Source organism: Klebsiella sp. CN_Kp113, from assembly GCF_040064585.1.
GTDB classification, from domain to species: domain Bacteria; phylum Pseudomonadota; class Gammaproteobacteria; order Enterobacterales; family Enterobacteriaceae; genus Klebsiella; species Klebsiella michiganensis.
Map to the genome: position 1 here is coordinate 1 of NZ_JBEAID010000047.1, position 21,871 is coordinate 21,871.

Here is a 21,871-nt window from a genome sequence, read left to right on the forward strand (position 1 = left end):
GGGCCTGTTCCGGCTGGTACGCATGCTGCGGCTGGTAAGCCGGTTCTGGCTGATATGCTGGCTGCTGTACCGGTGCCTGTTCCGGATGATAGACCGGCTGAGCCTCATACCCTGGCAGCGGTTCAGACCATGCCTGCGGCGCAGCGGTATCCTGCGCGGCCAAAGCCACCGGATCGGCAATGCTATGACCGTTCAACAGAGGATCGTAGGGGTCAAAATCGCCGGGACGTGCCGCACTGACGCCGGAGAACAGAACATCATCAGCATTTGCCGGACGCGCTGCGCTGGAGCCAGAAAAAAGGACATCGTCAGCGGCAACAGGCGCACCGCCGGCGCTGTACTGAACCTCGTCTTCGGCGTCATCCATCCGTTTACCCGAGAACAGCGCCGCATCGGTCTTACGCCCCATCGGATTAGAGAACTTCTCAGCCAGACGCTGGCGGCGAGCTAAGGCGCTGCGTAAAATTCGCGCGCGTCGAGAACCCTGCTGCTTCACGGGTTCATCATCTTCATATTCTTCTTCATCATCTTCATATTCCCCTTCATCAACCCAGGTATCGTCACGACGGGTACGGTTGCTGGCAAACGTGAGAATAGAAAGAATCGCACCGCCGAGTTTTTCAGCAATGCTAACCCAGGACCAGCCGGTAAATAGCGTCAGTCCTGCCGCCCAGATGCAGAGCAGCGCGATTGTGCCGCCGCTGCTGTGCAGCAGCGGTTGCAGGGTGGTGCTCAGCAGGCTGCCGATCACGCCGCCGGAGGCGAAATACCAGATATCATCAGCGTTGATTGCCGCCAGACCGCAGGAAGTGAGGATCAGCGCCAGCGCGCCAATTAAACGCAGCGAGACGGCGAAATAGTCGATGTACTCGTCGTTTTCTTGATGACGCCAGGCAAACCAGCAGCCGCCGATAATGATGACCGGAATGGTATAGGCCATTACGCCAAAAATAAAAAATAGCGTATCGGCAAGCCAGGCTCCCGGCGTCCCGCCTATGTTGTGAATAGGCTCATGCCACGCCGTTTGCGACCAGCTAGGATCCGAGGGATTAAAGCTGAGTAAGGCCGCCATCAACCAGATGGCAAAAAGGGAGCAAAGAATGAGTAACGCCTCAAGGAGCCGGCGTCCGCTACTCAGCTTTGTGAATTTGACTTCTTTGTCTTCAGTGTATTCCTGGCTCAAGAAAGGCTCTCCAGGTATCAGGCTGTTTCCTGCCTTCGGCTAAAACGGACAACAGTGCCGGGTCTCCCCGGCACTGTTGCTGTATGGATTAACAGGAGTGTAATCAAACTACATCGATTTTGCACCTGTTCCGTGTTAGCGCGTCTTGATTACCAGACGATTACTCTGCTTGACTTCTTCCATTACCACATAGGTACGGGTGTCATTTACGCCCGGCAGGCGCAGCAAGGTCTCGCCCAGTAATTTACGATACGCTGACATATCCGGTACGCGGGTTTTCAACAGGTAGTCAAAATCCCCGGAAACCAGATGACACTCTTGAATTTCTTCAAGTTTTTGCACAGCGGAGTTAAATTGCTCAAACACATCCGGCGCGCCACGATTCAGAGTAATCTCAACAAATACCAGAAGTGATGCATCCAGATAGTGCGGGTTGAGCAGCGCTGTATAGCCCTGAATAAAACCCTGTCTTTCCAGTCGACGCACGCGCTCAAGACAAGGCGTCGGAGAAAGTCCCACCCGTTTAGAAAGCTCGACGTTGGAAATACGCCCGTCTTTTTGCAATTCATTCAAAATATTACGATCAATGCGGTCGAGATCTTTGCCAGGGCGCTTCTTGCTATCTACCATTATTATTGTCTCTCTGTATTCCTTCCCTACTCCTGTTCCGACTCTGAGCCTTCACTGCCAGAGTCCATCCTGTTATCACCCGTACGACGTTGGGTAACCCAGGGGTACGTGAGAAGCCCGTTGCCTGACGGCAGTCACCGACATCACGCATGGCGTCTGTCCACACCATGCGTAGATTTCGCTAACCCGGATAAAAATGGCATTTGCGTGCATGAAAATTCGCCACACGCGAAACACTGCTTTTCTTCTTCCATGAATGTTTTCGCAAAAGCACAGGGGATTGTCAAAGCAAAACATCGATTTTTAGTACAAGATGCCAGATATTCATTATCCTCCCCGGTTGATTCTCATGTTTTCCTCTTATAATTGTCTCGCTAACAGTAGAATTAGTTATATTCTTCGTTCGTTAAATCGCCGATTAATCGGCAGCTTCTATTGCACATATCGTTAACAAAACCGCCGCGCTCTTTTTTTACGTCCACAAATTCCCTACAATCCAGCTCATGTATGCCAATAAATTATGAGGATCTCATGGGCACGGCCAAACACAGTAAACTGCTTATTCTTGGTTCTGGACCTGCGGGATACACCGCTGCGGTCTACGCAGCGCGCGCAAATCTGCAGCCGGTACTGATTACCGGAATGGAAAAAGGCGGTCAGCTGACCACCACCACGGAAGTGGAAAACTGGCCAGGCGATCCTAACGATCTGACCGGACCGCTGCTGATGGAGCGCATGCATGAACATGCCACCAAATTTGAAACCGAAATTATTTTCGATCATATCAACAGCGTCGACCTGCAAAACCGTCCGTTCCGTCTGGTCGGCGACAGCGGCGAATACACCTGCGATGCCCTGATTATTGCCACCGGCGCTTCAGCACGCTATCTGGGTCTTCCCTCGGAAGAAGCGTTTAAGGGCCGCGGCGTGTCTGCCTGCGCGACCTGCGACGGTTTCTTCTATCGTAACCAGAAGGTTGCCGTCATCGGCGGCGGCAATACGGCCGTCGAAGAGGCGCTGTACCTGTCTAACATCGCTTCCGAAGTGCATTTGATCCACCGTCGTGACGGCTTCCGCGCGGAAAAAATCCTTATCAAACGCCTGATGGACAAAGTGGAGAGCGGCAATATCGTGCTGCACACCCACCGTACGCTGGAAGAAGTGACCGGCGACCAGATGGGCGTAAGCGGCTTGCGTCTGCGCGATACCCAGAATGCGGATAACGTTGAATCCCTCGAAGTTGCGGGGCTGTTCGTGGCTATCGGCCACAGCCCGAACACGGCAATTTTCGCCGGTCAGCTGGAGCTGGAAAACGGCTACATTAAAGTCCAGTCCGGCATCCACGGCAACGCTACCCAGACCAGCATCCCGGGCGTCTTCGCCGCCGGCGACGTGATGGATCATATCTACCGTCAGGCGATTACTTCTGCGGGTACCGGCTGCATGGCGGCGCTGGACGCGGAGCGCTATCTGGATGGTTTAGCCGACGCTTGCAAATAATCTTTACAAGTCAGTAACAAAGGTAAAGAAGGCGACGAAAAGTCGCCTTTATTTTTGCCTCGTTGTAACATTGCCGTGCCCAAAAAACTCATAACTACACCTGCTAAGCGCGCAATGAATAAAACCCGTCAACAAGAGTTAACCCGTTGGTTAAAAGATCAAAGCATTATCTCCCGTCGCTGGTTGATGATTTCCCGCGTATTGGGCGTCGTTAGCGGCCTGTTGATCGTCGCCCAGGCCTGGTTCCTGGCGAGGATCCTCCATCGCATGATTATGGAAAATATCCCCGCGACGGCGCTGCTGCTGCCCTTTACGCTACTGGTGCTGGTCTTTGTGCTGCGCGCCTGGGTGGTCTGGCTGCGTGAAAGAGTGGGTTTTCAGGCCGGTCAACATATCCGCCTTGAGATCCGCCGTCAGGTTCTGGATCGTTTACAGCAGGCGGGACCGGCGTGGATACAGGGCAAACCTGCGGGTAGCTGGGCCACGCTGATCCTTGAGCAGATCGACGATATGCATGACTACTATGCTCGCTATTTGCCGCAGATGACGCTGGCCGCCTCTGTACCGTTGCTGATTGTTATCACGATTTTCCCCATCAACTGGGCCGCGGCGCTGATTCTGCTGGGTACCGCACCGCTTATTCCGCTGTTTATGGCGCTGGTGGGAATGGGCGCGGCTGATGCCAACCGGCGCAACTTTCTCGCTCTGGCGCGTTTAAGCGGCCATTTTCTCGATCGCCTGCGCGGTATGGAAACGCTGCGTATTTTTCATCGCGGCGAAGCGGAGACGGACAACATACGCGAGGCCTCGCAGGATTTCCGCCAGCGAACAATGGAAGTGCTGCGCCTGGCGTTTCTCTCCTCCGGTGTCCTGGAGTTTTTCACCTCGCTGTCGATTGCGCTGGTCGCCGTTTACTTTGGTTTTTCCTATCTGGGAGAGCTCAACTTTGGCCATTACGGCGCCGGGGTGACGTTGATGTCCGGTTTCCTCGCCCTGATTCTGGCTCCTGAGTTTTTCCAGCCACTGCGCGATTTAGGCACCTTTTATCATGCGAAAGCGCAGGCGATTGGCGCCGCCGATAGCCTGAAGACCTTTATGGAAGCGCCGCTGGCGCAGGCAGAGCGTGGGGAAAAGGCATTAAAAGATGATGAAACGGTAAGCCTTGAAGCTCGCGACCTGCTGATTAAGTCTCCCGAAGGGAAAGTGCTGGCCGGGCCGCTGAATTTTTCCCTGCGCGCCGGTGAACGCGTGGTGCTGGTTGGGCAAAGCGGCTCGGGCAAAAGCTCGCTACTGAATACGTTAACGGGTTTTCTTCCCTATGACGGCTCGCTCAAGGTCAATGGCGTCGAGTTAAAGAGTCTGGATGCGGACCGCTGGCGTCGTCTCCTGAGCTGGGTCGGGCAAAATCCACAGCTGCCCGCGGCGACGCTGCGCGAAAACGTCCTGCTCTCCTGCCCTGAAGCCACCGAAGCGCAGCTGCAGCTTGCGCTGGATAAAGCCTGGGTTAGCGAGTTCGTCTCTCTTCTGCCGCAGGGTATTAATACGCCTGTTGGCGATCAGGCCGGCCGGCTGTCGGTCGGGCAGGCTCAGCGCGTCGCCGTCGCACGAGCGCTGCTGGTGCCCTGTCGTCTGCTGCTGCTTGATGAGCCTGCCGCCAGCCTTGACGCGCATAGCGAACAGCGCGTGATGCAGGCGCTGACCAATGCATCAACGCAGCAAACCACGCTAATGGTTACCCATCAGCTGGAAGGACTGGCGAACTGGGATGCGATCTGGGTTATGCAGGATGGTCGAATTGTTGAGCAAGGCAGCTATTCGCAGCTGGCGGCCGCTGGCGGCCCCTTCGCGACCCTGCTCGCTCATCGTCAGGAGGAGATTTAAATGCGCGCATTATGGCCTTACCTGGCGCTGTACAAACGACACAAATGGCTGTTGCTGCTCGGTATCGTGCTGGCGATCGTGACGCTGCTGGCCAGCATTGGCTTATTAACGCTGTCCGGCTGGTTCCTGTCGGCATCAGCCGTCGTTGGCGTGGCGGGCATCTACAGCTTTAACTATATGCTGCCAGCCGCGGGCGTGCGCGGCGCGGCGATTATTCGCACCGCTGGCCGCTACTTTGAGCGTCTGGTCAGCCATGACGCCACCTTCCGCGTTCTGCAGCACCTGCGGGTCTTTACCTTCAGTAAGCTGCTGCCGCTCTCCCCCGCCGGACTGGCGCGTTTTCGTCAGGGCGAGCTGCTTAACCGGGTGGTTGCAGATGTCGATACCCTGGATCATCTCTATTTGCGCGTCATATCACCGCTGGTAGGCGCGCTGGTAGTGATCCTGGTCGTCACCGTAGGGTTGAGCGTGCTGGACGTCACTCTGGCCCTGACCCTCGGTGGGATTATGCTGCTCACCCTGCTGGTGATGCCGCCGCTGTTCTATCGCGCAGGTAAACCCGCAGGTGAAAGCATAACCCGGCTTCGCGGGCAATATCGCCAGCATCTGACCTCATGGCTCCAGGGACAGGCGGAACTCATGCTGTTCAACGCCAGCGACCGCTACCGGCAGCAAATGGAAAAAACGGAAGCGCGCTGGCTGGATGCGCAGCGTCGCCAGGCTGAGCTCACCGCGCTCTCTCAGGCGCTGATGCTGCTGATTGGCGGAATTGCGGTTATCGCTATGCTGTGGCTCGCCTCCGCGGGCGTTGGCGGCGATACTCAGCCAGGGGCGCTGATTGCGCTGTTTGTCTTCTGCGCGCTGGCGGCGTTTGAAGCGCTGGCGCCGGTAACCGGCGCATTTCAGCATTTAGGGCAGGTGATCGCCTCCGCAAAGCGCATCACGCAAATTACCGAGCAAGAGCCGGAAGTGGCCTTCCCTCAGGGCGAAGGCCAGACGCTGGATCGCGTCTCGTTACGCTTACATCAGGTCACCTTCAGCTATCCGCAGCAGCCCTCCCCCGCGCTGGAGAAAGTGTCATTGCAGATCGAGGCCGGAGAGCATATCGCCATCCTCGGACGAACAGGCTGCGGTAAATCGACCCTGCTGCAGCTGCTGACCCGCGCCTGGGATCCGGCTGAAGGGGAAATCTTACTCAACAATCAGCCGCTGGGGCAGTTTAATGAGGCGACGCTGCGCCGGGCGATGAGCGTCGTGCCGCAGCGCGTACATCTGTTCAGCGCTACGCTGCGCGACAACCTGCTGCTGGCTTCTCCCGGAGCCAGCGATGCCCGACTTGCCCAAACGCTTGAACGCGTCGGCTTAGCGAAATTACTGGAAGATAGCGGTCTGAATAGCTGGCTGGGTGAAGGCGGCCGTCAGCTTTCCGGCGGCGAGCTGCGCAGGCTGGCTATCGCCCGCGCCCTGCTTCACGATGCGCCGGTCATGCTGCTTGATGAACCTACTGAAGGCCTCGATGCGACGACCGAAAGTCAAATCCTTGATTTACTGGCGGAAGTGATGCGTGAAAAAACCGTGTTAATGGTAACCCATCGTCTGCGCGGACTGGCGCGTTTTAATCAGATAATAGTCATGGACAACGGGAAGATTATTGAGCAAGGTAGTCACGCAGAACTGCTGGCTGAACAGGGGCGTTACTACCAGTTTAAGCAGCGCCTGTAGGCTACTATTGAATCATTGCCTGATGCGTTGAGGTAAAAATGCGGCTGGTTCAGCTCTCTCATCATTCCATCGCCTTCCCCTCCCCGGAAGGCGCTTTACGCGAACCTAATGGCCTGTTAGCGCTGGGCGGCGATCTTAGCCCGGCGCGTTTACTGATGGCCTATCAGCGCGGTATTTTTCCGTGGTTTTCGCCCGGCGACCCTATTTTGTGGTGGTCCCCCGATCCGCGAGCGGTACTGTGGCCAGAGAAATTTCATCTCAGCCGCAGCATGAAGCGTTTCCATCAGCGCTCGCCTTATCGCGTCACGCTGAATCACGCCTTTGGTCAGGTTATCGAGGGCTGCGCCGACCACCGCGATGAGGGAACATGGATAACGCCGGGGATCGTTCAGGCGTACCACCAGCTGCATGAGCTGGGACATGCTCATTCTGTTGAAGTATGGCAGGGAAAGGAATTAGTCGGCGGGATGTACGGCGTCGCGCAGGGCGCGCTGTTTTGCGGAGAGTCGATGTTCAGCCGTGCCGAAAACGCCTCTAAAACCGCGCTGCTGGTCTTTAGCCAGATATTTTCGCAGGATGGCGGAAAATTAATCGATTGTCAGGTGCTGAATAAGCATACGGCGTCGCTGGGCGCAGTGGAAATTCCCCGCCGCGATTACCTCGACTATCTTTCCGTGCTGCGGACGTATCGTCTGCCGGAGCGATTCTGGGTACCAAGGGTGCTATTTGCAGGAGAAGCATAAATGTTTTCAGCACATTTTTTGTTGGGATGTTATAATTGCGCGGTAGAGTAGCTTCTGCCCGTTGCCCCGCCGCCGTTTGGGAATAATAAGAGTCAGATAACACCCATTGTTCTGTCACTCCCCCTTTACGTTTGCGCCTGTCACCCGGTTTATCCGCGTGAATTACGGGTAATGCGCCAAAACTACTTCGGCGATTTGACGTAAAACTTTACATACTTGCTGAACTTCGGCATTATCTTGCCGGTTCAAAACTACGGTAGTGATACCCCAGAGGACTAGATGGCCAAAGAAGACAATATTGAAATGCAGGGCACCGTACTTGATACGCTGCCTAACACTATGTTCCGCGTAGAACTGGAAAACGGTCACGTGGTAACTGCGCATATTTCCGGTAAAATGCGTAAAAACTACATCCGCATTCTGACGGGCGACAAAGTGACTGTTGAGCTGACCCCGTACGACCTGAGCAAAGGCCGCATTGTCTTCCGTAGTCGCTGATCGTTTTCGCGCTTAGCGCGCCAGATGCTGAAGGCCGGGATAATTCCCGGTCTTTTCATTTCTGCGTCATTTACAACTTAAAGCGCGCAGATAAAAAAACCGGCCCTGAGGCCGGTTTTGTCACTGAGTACCGAAACTTAATGCGCCGCTTCCGGTTTGTGCTTCTGCGCACTCTGGAAGTCGTAGGTCAGCGCATTTTTCTCTTTATCCAGTTCAACGGTCACCTGTCCGCCGTCAACCAGTGAGCCAAACAGCAGCTCGTTGGCCAGCGGTTTTTTCAGGTTGTCCTGAATCACCCGCGCCATCGGACGCGCGCCCATGGCCCGGTCATAGCCTTTCTCGGCCAGCCAATCGCGGGCTTCCTGGCTGACTTCCAAAGAGACGCCTTTCTGATCCAGCTGAACCTGCAGCTCGACGATAAATTTATCCACCACCTGATGGATAACCGTCGTAGACAGATGATCGAACCAGATAATGTTGTCGAGACGGTTACGGAACTCCGGCGTAAAGATCTTTTTGATCTCATCCATCGCATCCGGACTGTTGTCCTGATGGATGAGGCCAATGGATTTACGCTCGGTTTCGCGCACCCCGGCGTTGGTGGTCATCACCAGCACCACGTTGCGGAAATCCGCTTTGCGGCCGTTGTTGTCGGTCAGCGTCCCGTTATCCATCACCTGCAGCAGCAGGTTAAAGACATCCGGATGCGCTTTTTCAATTTCATCCAGCAGCAGCACCGCGTGCGGATGCTTAATAACCGCATCGGTCAGCAGCCCGCCCTGATCGAAACCGACGTAGCCCGGAGGCGCACCGATTAAGCGGCTGACGGTATGACGTTCCATATATTCGGACATATCAAAACGCAGCAGCTCAATGCCCAGCGACTTCGCCAGCTGTACGGTAACCTCGGTTTTACCGACCCCGGTAGGCCCGGCGAACAGGAAAGAGCCGACGGGTTTGTGCTCATGGCCAAGCCCGGCGCGCGCCATCTTGATCGCTTCGGTTAAGGCCTCAATCGCCTTATCCTGGCCGAAGACCAGCATTTTCAGGCGATCGCCGAGGTTTTTCAGCGTATCGCGATCGCTGCGGGAAACGCTCTTCTCAGGTATACGCGCAATCCGCGCCACCACGGACTCAATATCCGCCACGTTAACCGTTTTCTTACGTTTGCTCACCGGCATCAAGCGCGCACGCGCTCCGGCTTCATCAATCACGTCAATCGCCTTATCCGGCAGATGACGATCGTTAATGTACTTCACCGCCAGCTCTACCGCCGCACGTACCGCTTTCGCGGTGTAACGGACGTCGTGGTGCGCTTCATACTTCGGCTTCAGGCCGTTAATAATCTGCACCGTCTCTTCCACGGAAGGTTCGGTGATATCAATTTTCTGGAAACGCCGCGCCAGGGCACGATCTTTTTCAAAGATGTTGCTGAACTCCTGATAGGTCGTCGAGCCAATGACCCGAATCTTACCGCTGGAAAGCAGCGGTTTAATCAGGTTAGCGGCATCGACCTGCCCGCCGGAAGCCGCCCCCGCACCGATAATGGTGTGGATCTCATCGATGAACAGAATACTGTTGGTGTCCTGCTCCAGCTGCTTAAGCAGCGCTTTAAAGCGTTTTTCAAAGTCGCCGCGGTATTTGGTACCTGCCAGCAGCGAGCCAATATCCAGTGAATAGATAGTGCAATCGGCCATCACTTCCGGCACGTCGCCCTGCACGATACGCCAGGCAAGACCTTCAGCAATAGCGGTTTTACCAACGCCGGATTCCCCCACCAGCAGCGGGTTGTTCTTGCGGCGGCGGCACAGAACCTGAATAGCACGTTCCAGCTCTTTCTCGCGGCCGATCAGCGGATCGATACCGCCTACGCGGGCAAGCTGGTTGAGGTTGGTGGTGAAGTTTTCCATACGATCCTCCCCGCCTGCTTGCTCTTCGCTGCTGCCAGGCTGACTTCCGCTGTTATCGGAAGACTGGCTCGGCTCGTCTTTACGCGTACCGTGAGAGATGAAATTCACCACATCAAGTCGGCTGACTTCATGTTTACGCAGCAGGTATGCCGCCTGAGATTCCTGTTCGCTAAAAATCGCGACCAGAACGTTGGCGCCGGTCACTTCGCTGCGGCCGGAAGACTGGACGTGGAAAACAGCACGTTGCAGCACGCGCTGGAAGCTCAGCGTCGGCTGAGTGTCGCGCTCTTCTTCCGTTGCAGGCAGTACGGGTGTGGTCTGTTCGATGAAGGCTTCAAGCTCCTGACGCAGCGCGACCAGGTCCACTGAACACGCTTCAAGCGCTTCGCGGGCCGAAGGGTTGCTAAGCAGCGCCAGCAACAAGTGCTCGACGGTCATGAACTCATGACGGTGCTCGCGCGCTCTGGCGAAAGCCATGTTTAAACTGAGTTCCAGTTCTTGATTGAGCATAGGCACCTCCCCCAAGTTTATTGCCTGCATTCAGGCTTTTTCTAGCGTACACAACAACGGATGTTCGTTCTCCCTCGCATACTGGTTCACCATCGATACTTTGGTTTCTGCGACTTCTGCGGTAAACACCCCGCAAATCGCTTTACCTTGATAGTGAACCGTCAGCATCAGTTGCGTTGCACGTTCAACATCATAAGAAAAGAATTTTTGTAACACGTCAATAACAAACTCCATTGGAGTGTAGTCATCATTGACTAATATCACTTTATACATAGATGGCGGTTTAAGCGCATCTTTAACTTCGTCCTCAATTAGCTGATCGAAGTCCAACCAGTCTCTCTTACTCATCGTCAGTGTTCATCATCGGTTGCTGTTGCCAACAGGCGGTGGCCTGTCGATGACCAGAGGCTATGCACATCACAAATCTACAATAGATCATAGATAATTATCATCTATTACTTCCATCCGCGACGTCTGTCACATTCCCCGGCAATAGCGTTAACTGCTTCAAATTTTGACGCATTTTTCACCGTCCCCTGGCGTCAATCGCTTGACGCATTTCCTGATTTCTCTAAATTGTAGTGGCGAGAGTTGGCGAGCAAATGAACAACTCGTCACTCCACTACCGGTTCATTCCATCTTACTTATAAGATTTACGAAGGATGTCGAAGTATGGAAATGGGTACTGTTAAGTGGTTCAACAATGCCAAAGGGTTCGGTTTTATCTGCCCTGAGGGCGGCGGCGAAGACATTTTCGCCCATTACTCGACCATCCAGATGGATGGTTACAGAACGCTAAAAGCCGGACAAGCGGTTCGGTTTGATGTTCACCAGGGGCCAAAAGGTAACCACGCCAGCGTGATTGTCCCTGTTGAAGCTGAAGAAACAGAAACAGCCGCATAACTCTTTTGCTTCATTGTGTACATCCCGCCAGCAAAATGCCAGTCCTTCTGACTGGCATTTTTTTATCGCTACTCGCGCGCCAGGGCGTCGACGGGGTCCAGACGAGCCGCATTGCGCGCCGGTAGCCAGCCAAACAGCACCCCGGTCAGCGTGGAGCATAAAAACGCGGTCAATAGCGCCAACGGTGAAAAACCGATCTCCCAGCCGGGTAAAAACAGCTGTAATACAAAGGCAATCAGCAGCGAAAGCGTGACGCCCAGCGCCCCGCCAACCAGGCAAACCAGCACCGCCTCGATCAAAAACTGCTGTAAGACATCGCTGGCCCGCGCCCCGACCGCCATACGGATACCGATCTCCCGCGTGCGTTCGGTGACTGAGACCAGCATAATATTCATCACGCCAATACCGCCGACCACCAGCGCAATCACCGCCACCAGCGTCAGAAACAGCTGTAATGTATGTGTGGTCCGTTCCGCCGTTTTCAAGATGCTGTCCATATTCCAGGTGAAAACATCTTTCTTACCGTGACGCAGTTCCAGTAGACGCAACAGCTGCTGCTCGGCAACCGCGCTGTCGTAGCCTTCATTGACGCGCACGGTGATGGAATTCAGCCACGACTGCCCCATCACCCGGCCAGCCATCGTGGTATAGGGCAACCAGACGCGCAGAATTTTGCTGCTGCCGAACATTGACTGTTTTTCATCCGCCACGCCGATCACCGTCGCAGGCATATTGCCGACCAGAATCACTTCGCCGACGACCCGCGCTTTGTGCGGAAATAGCTGTCGGCGCGCGTTGCTGTCGAGCACCACCACCTGCGCGCGGCTATTTAGCTGAAGCTCGTTAAAGGTATTGCCTTCGCTAAAGGTCATGCCGTAGACGTTAAAGTACTGCGCCCCTACGCCCTCGGCGCTGGCGGCAACGTCGATATTATCCGCCCGCAGGCGCAGGCTTTTTGATACCGCAGGGGTCGCCGAGCTCACCCACGGCTGTTTCTGAATAGCTAACAGGTCATCGTACTTGAGCGATTGCTGATAGCGGGGATCGTCATCGCCGAAATCCTTGCCGGGATATACATCAATGGTATTGGTGCCGATGGCGCGGATATCGGCCAGCACCATCTGCTTCGCGGCATCGCCCACCACCACAATCGACACCACAGATGCGATGCCGATAATAATCCCGAGCATCGTCAGCAGCGTACGCATTTTATTCGCCGCCATCGCGCGCCAGGCCATGATCAGCGCTTCGCGAAAGCCGCTGCTGAACTGACGCCACGCCGACGGTTCGGCCGCCGTGCGCTGGCGCAGTACGCCGCCTTGCGCCGGGCTCAGCGCGGGCGGATTACGCACGATTTCACCGTCGTGGATCTCAATCACCCGCTCCGCCTGGGCCGCTACCTGCGGGTCATGGGTGACGATAATCACCGTATGCCCCTGCGCTTTTAGCTGGTGAAGGATCCCCATGACCTCTTCGCCGGAGCGGCTATCCAGCGCACCGGTTGGCTCATCCGCCAGAATCACTTCCCCGCCGTTCATCAGGGCACGGGCGATACTCACCCGCTGCTGCTGGCCGCCGGAGAGCTGCGAAGGCTGATATTCAGCTCTGTCGCCCAGCCCCAGCCGAACCAGCAGCTCATGGGCCCGGGCCAGGCGCGCTTTGCGCTCGGCGCCGGCATAAACCGCAGGAACTTCCACGTTCTGCGCCGCGGTGAGATGCGATAACAGGTGATAGCGCTGGAAAATAAAACCGAAATGTTCCCGCCGCAGGCGCGCCAGCTCGTCACCGTTGAGACGAGCCACGTCCGTTCCCGCGACCCGGTAGGTACCCCCGGTCGGTTTGTCCAGACAGCCGAGAATATTCATCAGCGTGGATTTCCCGGAGCCGGACGCGCCGACGATTGCCACCATCTCACCGGCGGCAATGTTCAACGTAATGCCTTTCAGCACCTCAACGTTGCCATCGCCGGAGGGGTAGCTGCGGCGAATATCACGCAGTTCCAGTAACGCCGTCATTTCGCCGCTCCGGCCGCACCTTCGCCGATAATGACTTCATCCCCCTCGTCCAGCCCTTTCACCACCGCCACATCGGTGTCGTTACGCGCGCCGATAACAATTTCACGCTCTTTAACTTCACCGGTACGCAGCAGACGCACGTGATAGCGGTTATCGCCGATGGCCTCACCCAGCGCGCTCAGCGGGATGGTAATAACATTTTTCACTTCTGAGAGCTGAATATGCACCTGGGCGGTCATCTCCAGACGCAAGATGCCCTGCGGGTTCGGCACTTCAAAACGGGCGTAGTAGAAAATAGCGTCGTTGACCTTTTCGGGCGTCGGGAGAATATCCTTCAGCGTTCCTTCATAGCGCGTCAGCGGATCGCCCAGTACGGTAAACCAGGCCTTTTGCCCCGGCTTAAGATGAATGACGTCCGCTTCCGAGACCTGCGCCTTCACCAGCATGGTGCTGAGATCGGCCAGGGTCAAAATATTCGGCGCCTGCTGGGCGGCAATCACCGTCTGCCCCTGCAGGGTGGTGATTTGCGTCACTTCTCCGGACATCGGCGCCAGAATTTTGGTGTAGTCGAGGTTGGTTTTGGCCGTATCCAGGGTCGCCTGATTGCGTTTGACCTGGGCTTCAATCGTGCCGATTTGCGCCTCTTTGACCGCTAAGTCGGTCGCGGCGGTATCGAGGTCCTGGCGAGAGACCAGCTGCCGCTGCGCCAGCTGCTGCTGACGAGCCAGCGTCGCCGCAGACAGTTTACGTTCCGCGCGCGCCTGGTTCAGCTGCGCCCGTAGCTCCATCAACGTCGCTTCGACTTCCTTTATCTGGTTTTCCGCCTGCTCCGGGTCGATAACCCCCAGCAGCTGGTCTTTTTTCACTTTGTCGCCAATCTCGACGCGCAGCGTTTTTAGCTGCCCGCTCACCTGCGCCCCGACGTCCACTTTTTTCAACGCATCCAGCTTACCGGTCGCCAGCACGCTCTGCTGAAGGTCGCCTTTACGCACCACCAGCGTCTGATACTGCGGCAGCGGCGCATTCAGAATTCGCCATCCCCAGACGGCGAGGGCCAGCACGACAATCGCCAGCAGCCACCAAACTTTCCTGCGCTTTCCATTTAATTTCATAACAATTCCTGATGTTTTAACCCGCAGAACCCGCGACAATTCTATCTAAATGCGGCAATAGAATAACGCGCATTTTTAGATGCGCTTCATTTTTGTTTAACTGAAGTTGAGGGTGTGCAGATGAAGACCTGCCGGGATGGATCGCCCGGCAGAAAGAGAGAAACAGCGGCCAGCGCTAATCCGCGCGTCCGCGCGCCAGCCATAGCACGCGAGAGAACATTTTTTTCAACAGCGTCGGAATGGCGTCAACCCCGCGCCGTCCGGCCTCCATCGCCACTTCAATCGCCAGGTCCGGTTTTGACGAACGGTGAATCGCTTTGGTGATCACCCGCCGCATATTCATGGGTATATTCATCGGCAGCTGCGCGACCCGGTGATAAACATCGTCGAAGCCCTGACGGTACATAAAATGCTCCATATCCATCGCCGGTAGCGCGGTGAGATGGTCTCGCTCCAGCATTTTATCGTCATTCAACAAACTGCGAACGGTGGCGGCGTATTTCTTCCCGGCTTCATCGCCATCCACCAGCACATGCCACTCAATACCCATTCGCCGGGCGAATTTAATCAACGGCTTCAAACCCGACTGGGCAAACTCAATGACCTTCACCCCTTCCGCATCAAAGTGATGGCCGCACTGGCGGGCCAGCTCGTTGATAACCCAGGTTTCCGTCTCCCCCTCCACCAGCAGCCAGCAGCGGGCAAACAGCGATGAAGCACGGTTAAAGCGAATATGAAACGCGATGCGCCGGCTGTCTTCCGCATTCATCCCGCCGGGCCCCAGCCGCCAGGCCGACACTCGTGAAGATTCACGCACCAGCCGACAGACGTGCTCGACGGGCGTTAATGACAGCAGTTCGCCGGAGTTCGTTGTCGTCACCCGCTGCAGCGGCAGTAAATTGAGCAAATGCCAGGCCACTGACAGCATAATAGGATGCAGCCGGGTTTCCGGGTCCTCAATCAACAAGAGCGGCCGCGCATCGCGATCGAGTCTTACCGTGCCTTTCGCCTGCAGCAGAGTCGAAAACAGCCCCAATAAAATCACCCGATGGCTGCGCCCGCCGGGTTTGTCGATCATCCTGTTGATGATGTCCAGATAGCGCCAGCTGCGCTGTTCATCATGTGAATGACGGCGCATCAGACGATGGCGCGACTGCGCGCTGCTCTGCTCGGCAAAATAGTGCTCCAGCAATTGCACCATAGCCGACAGCCCCTGGCGGATCTGCCCATCGGTTAAATTTTGCGGATGATGCACCAGCTCGCGGGAGAGAAAATCGAGCTGGCGGGCGGTAATCTCGATCTGCGGCGAATGCGGCACGGTACCGTTATGGATCCTCCGCATAAAACGGGCGTCGCGTAGCCGCAGAACCGGCATCAGCCGTACCAGGTGACGGGCGAGTTCATCAATATCGTCAAGCTCCAGCGCTTTCCCTTCACCATCAATAAAGCTGCGCAGGGTCATCACGCTGTCGTCATCGGCAAGCTCCCCCTCCAGGCGATAGAAAACGCGCTGATAGCCATCGTCGCAGGGAACCCAGCAGCTGCTGAGAGGACGATAGCGTCGAACCCGATGGCGACCGGGTTCATTTTCACGGAAGGTCAGGATGATATGCAGATGATGCTCGCGCCCCTGAATATCGCCGGGCGGAAACCAAAAATCTTCCCGAACAAAATGATAGAGGTCGAACTCCGGCGACAGGAGCAGCGTCAGGGCATCCAGCAGGCTGGATTTACCCCAGGCATTTTCGCCAATCAGCACGTTATTTTGTTCCAGCATCAACGATAATCGGTTAATGCCGCGAAAACCGACTATTTCTACGCGCTCAAGATGCATATGCCCTCCGCTCAGTGGCGACTATCTCCTTCAGTTATCAGCAGTATAGCGAGGTGAGCATCAACATGACACTCCGGGCGTCTGCGAATCGCTCATGGCTGCAGGGGGGAATGTGATGCGCCGTACTTCACTTAATTGAGAAACGCATTCATCATTGAAAGTCGTTTTTTTAACCGTTTTTGTTCTACACTTTTAAAAAATCCGACATGAAAAGGAATCCCAGCGCATTGTTCTAAATCAAATTACATCAATTTATTTAACTGGTCCCAAGGTGGCGATCGTCCCTAGAATAGCGTCGCTTTATTCTGGTCGTCATTCTTTGTGGCGAAAATAAAGGCCGGCACGAAAACTCGTGCGCGTTTACGTTTTTATTGAGGTGGTTATGTTTAGAAAATTAGCAGCAGAATGCTTTGGTACATTCTGGCTGGTATTTGGTGGTTGCGGCAGCGCCGTTCTGGCTGCGGCATTCCCTGAGCTGGGAATTGGTTTTGCCGGCGTCGCGCTGGCTTTCGGTTTAACCGTATTAACCATGGCGTATGCCGTCGGTCATATTTCCGGCGGACACTTTAACCCGGCGGTAACTTTAGGTTTATGGGCCGGCGGTCGTTTCCCGGCCAGGGACGTGATTGGTTATATTATCGCCCAGGTTGTCGGCGGTATTATCGCCGCCGCTATTCTGTACGTTGTCGCCAGCGGTAAAGCGGGCTTTGACGCCGCCGCTAGCGGATTCGCATCGAACGGCTATGGCGAACATTCTCCCGGCGGTTTCTCCATGCTCTCCGCTATTGTGATTGAGATCGTCCTGACCTGCGGCTTCCTGCTGGTCATTCACGGCGCCACGGATAAAAACGCACCTGCCGGCTTCGCTCCTATCGCTATTGGCCTGGCGCTAACGCTTATCCACCTGATCAGCATTCCGGTCACCAACACGTCGGTAAACCCGGCGCGCAGTACCGCGGTAGCGATATTTCAGGGCGGCTGGGCGCTGCAGCAGCTGTGGCTATTCTGGGTGATGCCGATTATCGGCGGCATTCTCGGCGGCGTGCTCTACCGCACCCTGCTGGAAAAACGCAGCTAAACTTCCCCCACTTTTCTTGAGGCCCGGTGCTGCCGGGCCTTTCTTTTTTTCCACCACTTTACTCAGTCCGGCGATTTGGGTAGTGTCAGGGGCGCTATTTTCATTCTGCAAGGACCAGGTCGTTCATGTTTTCGGGACTTTTAATCATTCTGCTGCCGTTGGTTATAGGCTATCTTATTCCTCTTCATCGGCCATCAGCCCTTAAACTCATCGCGCGACTTCTGAGCTGGATTGTCTACGTTATTCTCTTTTTTATGGGTATTAGCCTGGCCTTCCTGGATAATCTGGCCAGCAACCTCCTGGCGATCCTTCATTATGCGGCGGTCAGCGTCGTTATTATTCTGCTGTGCAATATTGCCGCCCTGATGTGGCTCGAGCAAAAAATGCCCTGGCAAAATCATCATCGTCAGGAAAAATTACCCTCCCGTCTGGCAATGGCTCTGGAATCCCTTCAGCTATGCGGCGTGGTATTTATTGGTTTTATGATTGGTCTGAGCGGTATATCCTTTTTACAACACGCCACCGAGGCCAGCGAATATACCCTGATCTTCCTTTTGTTCCTCATCGGTATTCAACTGCGCAATAATGGCATGACGCTGCGGCAGATCGTACTGAATCGCCGCGGAATGATTGTCGCGGTGGTGGTCATGGTCAGTTCACTGCTGGGCGGTATCATCAACGCCTTTATTCTCGACCTGCCGCTAAAAACCGGGCTGGCCATGGCTTCCGGGTTTGGCTGGTATTCGCTCTCCGGGATCCTGCTGACCGAATCCTATGGCCCGGTAATTGGCAGCGCGGCCTTCTTTAACGATCTTGCCCGCGAGCTGCTGGCGATAATGCTTATCCCCGGACTGGTGCGCCGCAGCCGTTCCACCGCGCTGGGCCTTTGCGGCGCGACATCAATGGACTTTACGCTGCCGGTACTGCAACGCTCTGGCGGGGTGGAGATTGTGCCGGCGGCCATCGTTCATGGCTTCATTCTCAGTCTGCTGGTGCCCATATTGATGGCTTTCTTCTCCGCTTAATACCTCTCTGGCGGTAGTCTTCTGCCGCCAATTTTGCGCTAAATCAATCTCCCCGTAAGTTGTATCAGAAATACCTTTTCTCTTCTCGCGCTCGGGCATAATCTTAAACATGTATATTAAATATAACTTTAAAAAGGTGTGACCATGTTTTGTGTGCAATGTGAACAAACCATCCGTACCCCGGCAGGGAACGGCTGCTCTTACGCGCAGGGTATGTGCGGGAAAACGGCCGAAACGTCCGATCTGCAGGATCTGCTGATTGCCTCTCTGCAGGGGCTCTCCGCCTGGGCGCTTAAAGCCCGTGAATACGGCATCATCGACCACGACATCGATAGCTTTGCGCCGCGCGCTTTTTTCTCCACGCTGACCAACGTTAACTTCGATTCCCCGCGTATCGTTGGCTATGCGCGCGAGGCCATCACCCTGCGTGAAGCGCTGAAAGCCCAGTGCCTGAATATTGATGCCCACGCGACGGTTAACAACCCGATGGCCGATCTGCAGCTGGCGAGCGACGATCTGGGCGACCTGCAGCGCCAGGCGGCGGAATTCACCCCGAACAAAGACAAAGCGGCCATCGGCGAGAACATTCTCGGCCTGCGCCTGCTGTGCCTGTACGGCCTGAAAGGCGCTGCGGCTTATATGGAGCACGCGCACGTTCTGGGTCAGTACGACAACGACATCTACGCCCAGTACCATAAAATCATGGCGTGGCTCGGTACCTGGCCTGCCGATATGAACGCGCTGCTGGAGTGCTCGATGGAAATCGGCCAGATGAACTTCAAAGTGATGAGCATTCTGGACGCTGGCGAGACCACCAAATATGGTCACCCCACCCCGACTCAGGTCAACGTCAAAGCGACCGAAGGCAAATGCATTCTGATTTCCGGCCATGACCTGAAAGATCTGTACAACCTGCTGGAGCAAACCGAAGGTACCGGGGTTAACGTCTACACCCACGGTGAAATGCTGCCAGCGCACGGTTACCCGGAACTGCGTAAATTCAAGCATCTGATTGGTAACTACGGCAGCGGCTGGCAAAACCAGCAGGTTGAGTTTGCCCGCTTCCCTGGCCCGATTGTGATGACCTCTAACTGCATCATCGACCCAACCGTCGGCGCCTATGACGACCGTATCTGGACCCGCAGCATCGTCGGCTGGCCAGGCGTCAATCATCTGGAAGGCGAAGATTTCGCCCCGGTTATCGCCCAGGCGCAGCAGATGGCGGGCTTCCCGTACAGCGAGATCCCGCACCTGATCACCGTTGGCTTCGGTCGTCAGACCCTGCTGGGCGCGGCTGATACGCTGATCGACCTGGTGAGCCGTGAAAAACTGCGCCATATCTTCCTGGTGGGCGGCTGCGACGGGGCGCGCGGCGAACGTAACTACTTCACCGATTTCGCCACCAGCGTACCGGACGACTGCCTGATCCTGACCCTGGCCTGCGGTAAATACCGTTTCAACAAACTCGAATTCGGCGATATCGAAGGTCTGCCGCGTCTGGTCGATGCCGGTCAGTGTAACGACGCTTACTCTGCCATCATCCTGGCGGTCACCCTGGCTGAGAAACTGGGTTGTGGCGTGAACGACCTGCCGCTGTCTCTGGTGCTCTCCTGGTTTGAACAGAAAGCGATTGTTATTCTGCTGACCCTGCTGTCGCTGGGCGTGAAAAATATCGTCACTGGCCCGACGGCGCCGGGCTTCTTCACGCCGGACCTGCTGGCCGTTCTCAACGAGAAATTCGGTCTGCGTTCCGTGACCACCGTTGAAGAAGACATGAAGCAGCTGCTGAGCGCGTAAGGAGTAAAGAATGACAATGCCAACTCATCAGTGCCCATGGCGGATGCAGGTTCATCACATCCATCAGGAAACGCCGGATGTATGGACAATTTCGTTGCTGTGCCACGACTATTATCCGTACCGTGCCGGGCAGTATGCACTGGTCAGCGTACGTAATTCAGCGGAGACGCTGCGTGCTTACACCATTTCATCGACGCCGGGAGTAAGCGAGTACATCACGCTGACCATCCGTCGGATTGACGATGGCGCAGGCTCACAGTGGCTGACCCGCGACGTGAAGCGCGGCGACTATATCTGGCTGTCCGATGCCATGGGTGAATTTACCTGTGAAGATAAGGCTGAAGATAAGTTCCTGATGCTGGCTGCTGGCTGCGGCGTTACGCCAATCATGTCAATGCGTCGCTGGTTGGCAAAGTACCGCCCGCAGGCCGATGTGCAGGTGATCTTTAACGTTCGTTCACCGCAAGATGTTATTTTTGCCGACGAATGGCGCAAATATCCGGTGACCTTAGTCGCTGAAAACAATGCCACCCACGGTTTTGTTTCTGGCCGACTGACGACCGATCTGCTGAAAAGCGTACCGGATCTGACCTCTCGTACCGTGATGACCTGCGGCCCGGCGCCGTATATGGATTGGGTTGAGCAGGAGGTGAAAGCGCTGGGCGCGACGCGTTTCTTTAAAGAGCAGTTCTTTACGCCGGTAGCCGAAGCCGCTACCAGCGGCCTGAAGTTCACCAAACTGCAGCCGGCGAAAGCGTTCTACGCGCCGGTCGGCACCACGCTGCTCGAAGCGCTGGAAAGCAATAAGGTGCCGGTTACCGTCGCCTGTCGCGCAGGCGTCTGCGGCTGCTGCAAAACCAAAGTGGTTTCCGGAGAATATACCGTCAGCAGTACCATGACGTTAACCGATGCGGAAATCGCTGAAGGCTACGTGCTGGCCTGCTCCTGCCACCCGCAGGGTGATTTGGTACTGGCTTAACCCTCAGCTGCCGGATGGCGCAACGCCGTCCGGCAATGTTTACCGCCAGGCCGAATTGCCGCCGATGGCATAGCGCCCTGCCCCGAGGAAGGCAATCGCCAGCGCGCCAACAAAGAAATAGACCAGGCTCTCAATCGCCCACGCGCCTACCGCATCCAGCGCAAAGGTTTTGCCCGTCCCCACCATCAGCCAGGCCACGACCATCGTAAACGCCAGCACCAGCGCCGCCGGACGCGTAAGCACTCCCAGAATCAGCAGGCAAGGCGCTACCACCTCGCCCACTAAAACCCCATAAGCGATAAACCCCGGCAATCCTTTTACTACCAGCATATTGCTGATTCCCCCTACGCCATCAAATAGCTTATGCAACCCGTGAAACAGCATCAGCCCGCCAACGGCAAGTCGTAACAAGAGTTTGCCGAAATCGTCATGGGATAGCAGTTTATTAACAGTATTTAACAGCGATTTAACCATTTGAAATGATTCCTGTTTACCACTTTATGTGAGCTCAGATTATGCGAAGTTTTCGCTGAAAAAAACCAGCGGAAAAT

18 protein-coding genes are annotated in these 21,871 nt (G+C 55.6%); 10 read left to right on the forward strand and 8 right to left on the reverse strand.

Annotation, left to right across the window (positions count from 1 at the left end; translation table 11 throughout):
* Nucleotides 1–1,183, reverse strand: a 1,183-nt coding sequence (locus tag ABLV30_RS25520) for a DNA translocase FtsK 4TM domain-containing protein (RefSeq protein WP_348865691.1), incomplete at its 3' end; no start/stop codon positions are given.
* A 135-nt stretch (nucleotides 1,184–1,318) separates the two neighbouring features.
* Nucleotides 1,319–1,813: a leucine-responsive transcriptional regulator Lrp gene (gene lrp, locus ABLV30_RS25525; protein ID WP_002439523.1), complete on the reverse strand. Its 495-nt coding sequence runs from the start codon at nucleotides 1,811–1,813 to the stop codon at nucleotides 1,319–1,321.
* A 531-nt stretch (nucleotides 1,814–2,344) separates the two neighbouring features.
* Between lrp and trxB the strand changes: the two genes are divergently transcribed.
* From trxB to infA, 5 genes are all read left to right on the forward strand, one after another.
* Nucleotides 2,345–3,313 (forward strand): thioredoxin-disulfide reductase, encoded by a 969-nt coding sequence (gene trxB / locus ABLV30_RS25530; RefSeq protein WP_004849433.1) that lies wholly within the window; start codon nucleotides 2,345–2,347, stop codon nucleotides 3,311–3,313.
* A gap of 114 nt (nucleotides 3,314–3,427) precedes the next feature.
* Nucleotides 3,428–5,194, forward strand: coding sequence for a cysteine/glutathione ABC transporter permease/ATP-binding protein CydD (gene cydD / locus ABLV30_RS25535; protein WP_014228628.1), 1,767 nt, complete (start codon nucleotides 3,428–3,430; stop codon nucleotides 5,192–5,194).
* A complete protein-coding gene (gene cydC / locus ABLV30_RS25540; protein WP_032720837.1) occupies nucleotides 5,195–6,916 on the forward strand; it encodes a cysteine/glutathione ABC transporter ATP-binding protein/permease CydC in 1,722 nt (573 codons plus the stop codon).
* A 38-nt stretch (nucleotides 6,917–6,954) separates the two neighbouring features.
* The gene (aat, locus tag ABLV30_RS25545; protein ID WP_009653303.1) at nucleotides 6,955–7,659 is read left to right on the forward strand and encodes a leucyl/phenylalanyl-tRNA--protein transferase; all 705 of its coding nucleotides are present in this window, start codon (nucleotides 6,955–6,957) and stop codon (nucleotides 7,657–7,659) included.
* Between the two features lie 279 nt (nucleotides 7,660–7,938).
* Nucleotides 7,939–8,157 carry a translation initiation factor IF-1 gene (gene infA, locus ABLV30_RS25550; RefSeq protein WP_002211347.1) on the forward strand — a complete coding sequence of 73 codons (219 nt, stop codon included), beginning with the start codon at nucleotides 7,939–7,941 and terminating at the stop codon, nucleotides 8,155–8,157.
* A gap of 137 nt (nucleotides 8,158–8,294) precedes the next feature.
* Here the strand turns inward: infA and clpA are convergent, their stop codons facing one another.
* Together clpA and clpS are read right to left on the reverse strand one after the other, a co-directional pair.
* Nucleotides 8,295–10,577, reverse strand: a complete 2,283-nt coding sequence (clpA, locus tag ABLV30_RS25555; protein ID WP_004849425.1) for an ATP-dependent Clp protease ATP-binding subunit ClpA — start codon at nucleotides 10,575–10,577, stop codon at nucleotides 8,295–8,297.
* Between the two features lie 30 nt (nucleotides 10,578–10,607).
* Entirely contained in the window at nucleotides 10,608–10,925 is a 318-nt protein-coding gene (gene clpS / locus ABLV30_RS25560; RefSeq protein ID WP_004100628.1) for an ATP-dependent Clp protease adapter ClpS, read from the reverse strand.
* A gap of 324 nt (nucleotides 10,926–11,249) precedes the next feature.
* Here clpS and cspD point away from each other — a divergent pair, with 324 nt between their 5' ends.
* Entirely contained in the window at nucleotides 11,250–11,480 is a 231-nt protein-coding gene (gene cspD / locus ABLV30_RS25565) for a cold shock-like protein CspD (RefSeq protein ID WP_004100627.1), read from the forward strand.
* Nucleotides 11,481–11,548: 68 nt separating this feature from the next.
* On the opposite strand, the gene macB is transcribed toward cspD, so the two are convergent.
* The 3 genes from macB to ABLV30_RS25580 all read right to left on the reverse strand — a co-directional run bounded on the left by macB (nucleotide 11,549) and on the right by ABLV30_RS25580 (nucleotide 16,441).
* Nucleotides 11,549–13,495 (reverse strand): macrolide ABC transporter ATP-binding protein/permease MacB, encoded by a 1,947-nt coding sequence (gene macB / locus ABLV30_RS25570; RefSeq protein ID WP_025108294.1) that lies wholly within the window; start codon nucleotides 13,493–13,495, stop codon nucleotides 11,549–11,551.
* Nucleotides 13,492–14,607: a macrolide transporter subunit MacA gene (gene macA / locus ABLV30_RS25575; RefSeq protein WP_014228619.1), complete on the reverse strand. Its 1,116-nt coding sequence runs from the start codon at nucleotides 14,605–14,607 to the stop codon at nucleotides 13,492–13,494. Before macA ends, macB begins: the two co-directional genes overlap by 4 nt.
* Before the next feature lie 175 nt (nucleotides 14,608–14,782).
* Nucleotides 14,783–16,441 (reverse strand): ATP-dependent endonuclease, encoded by a 1,659-nt coding sequence (locus ABLV30_RS25580; RefSeq protein ID WP_032748892.1) that lies wholly within the window; start codon nucleotides 16,439–16,441, stop codon nucleotides 14,783–14,785.
* A 382-nt stretch (nucleotides 16,442–16,823) separates the two neighbouring features.
* Between ABLV30_RS25580 and aqpZ the strand changes: the two genes are divergently transcribed.
* The 4 genes from aqpZ to hcr all read left to right on the forward strand — a co-directional run bounded on the left by aqpZ (nucleotide 16,824) and on the right by hcr (nucleotide 21,320).
* Entirely contained in the window at nucleotides 16,824–17,519 is a 696-nt protein-coding gene (gene aqpZ / locus ABLV30_RS25585; protein WP_004849414.1) for an aquaporin Z, read from the forward strand.
* Between the two features lie 125 nt (nucleotides 17,520–17,644).
* Entirely contained in the window at nucleotides 17,645–18,544 is a 900-nt protein-coding gene (locus ABLV30_RS25590) for a lysine exporter LysO family protein (protein WP_014837946.1), read from the forward strand.
* 144 nt (nucleotides 18,545–18,688) lie between these two features.
* On the forward strand, nucleotides 18,689–20,341 hold the full coding sequence (gene hcp, locus ABLV30_RS25595; RefSeq protein WP_025108293.1) for a hydroxylamine reductase: 1,653 nt from the start codon (nucleotides 18,689–18,691) through the stop codon (nucleotides 20,339–20,341).
* Nucleotides 20,342–20,351: 10 nt separating this feature from the next.
* Nucleotides 20,352–21,320 carry an NADH oxidoreductase gene (gene hcr / locus ABLV30_RS25600; RefSeq protein ID WP_265800509.1) on the forward strand — a complete coding sequence of 323 codons (969 nt, stop codon included), beginning with the start codon at nucleotides 20,352–20,354 and terminating at the stop codon, nucleotides 21,318–21,320.
* A gap of 39 nt (nucleotides 21,321–21,359) precedes the next feature.
* On the opposite strand, the gene ABLV30_RS25605 is transcribed toward hcr, so the two are convergent.
* Complete coding sequence (locus tag ABLV30_RS25605) at nucleotides 21,360–21,794, reverse strand: DoxX family protein (protein WP_048261082.1); 435 nt, start codon at nucleotides 21,792–21,794, stop codon at nucleotides 21,360–21,362.
* Between the last annotated feature and the right edge of the window lie 77 nt (nucleotides 21,795–21,871).

Excerpts from the sequence above, each read along its gene's own strand:
- lrp (WP_002439523.1), bottom strand. The coding sequence starts at position 1,813 with ATGGTAGATAGCAAGAAGCGCCCTGGCAAAGATCTCGACCGCATTGAT.
- trxB (WP_004849433.1), top strand. The coding sequence starts at position 2,345 with ATGGGCACGGCCAAACACAGTAAACTGCTTATTCTTGGTTCTGGACCT.
- cydD (WP_014228628.1), top strand. The coding sequence starts at position 3,428 with ATGAATAAAACCCGTCAACAAGAGTTAACCCGTTGGTTAAAAGATCAA.
- cydC (WP_032720837.1), top strand. The coding sequence starts at position 5,195 with ATGCGCGCATTATGGCCTTACCTGGCGCTGTACAAACGACACAAATGG.
- aat (WP_009653303.1), top strand. The coding sequence starts at position 6,955 with ATGCGGCTGGTTCAGCTCTCTCATCATTCCATCGCCTTCCCCTCCCCG.
- infA (WP_002211347.1), top strand. The coding sequence starts at position 7,939 with ATGGCCAAAGAAGACAATATTGAAATGCAGGGCACCGTACTTGATACG.
- clpA (WP_004849425.1), bottom strand. The coding sequence starts at position 10,577 with ATGCTCAATCAAGAACTGGAACTCAGTTTAAACATGGCTTTCGCCAGA.
- clpS (WP_004100628.1), bottom strand. The coding sequence starts at position 10,925 with ATGAGTAAGAGAGACTGGTTGGACTTCGATCAGCTAATTGAGGACGAA.
- cspD (WP_004100627.1), top strand. The coding sequence starts at position 11,250 with ATGGAAATGGGTACTGTTAAGTGGTTCAACAATGCCAAAGGGTTCGGT.
- macB (WP_025108294.1), bottom strand. The coding sequence starts at position 13,495 with ATGACGGCGTTACTGGAACTGCGTGATATTCGCCGCAGCTACCCCTCC.
- macA (WP_014228619.1), bottom strand. The coding sequence starts at position 14,607 with ATGAAATTAAATGGAAAGCGCAGGAAAGTTTGGTGGCTGCTGGCGATT.
- ABLV30_RS25580 (WP_032748892.1), bottom strand. The coding sequence starts at position 16,441 with ATGCATCTTGAGCGCGTAGAAATAGTCGGTTTTCGCGGCATTAACCGA.
- aqpZ (WP_004849414.1), top strand. The coding sequence starts at position 16,824 with ATGTTTAGAAAATTAGCAGCAGAATGCTTTGGTACATTCTGGCTGGTA.
- ABLV30_RS25590 (WP_014837946.1), top strand. The coding sequence starts at position 17,645 with ATGTTTTCGGGACTTTTAATCATTCTGCTGCCGTTGGTTATAGGCTAT.
- hcp (WP_025108293.1), top strand. The coding sequence starts at position 18,689 with ATGTTTTGTGTGCAATGTGAACAAACCATCCGTACCCCGGCAGGGAAC.
- hcr (WP_265800509.1), top strand. The coding sequence starts at position 20,352 with ATGACAATGCCAACTCATCAGTGCCCATGGCGGATGCAGGTTCATCAC.
- ABLV30_RS25605 (WP_048261082.1), bottom strand. The coding sequence starts at position 21,794 with ATGGTTAAATCGCTGTTAAATACTGTTAATAAACTGCTATCCCATGAC.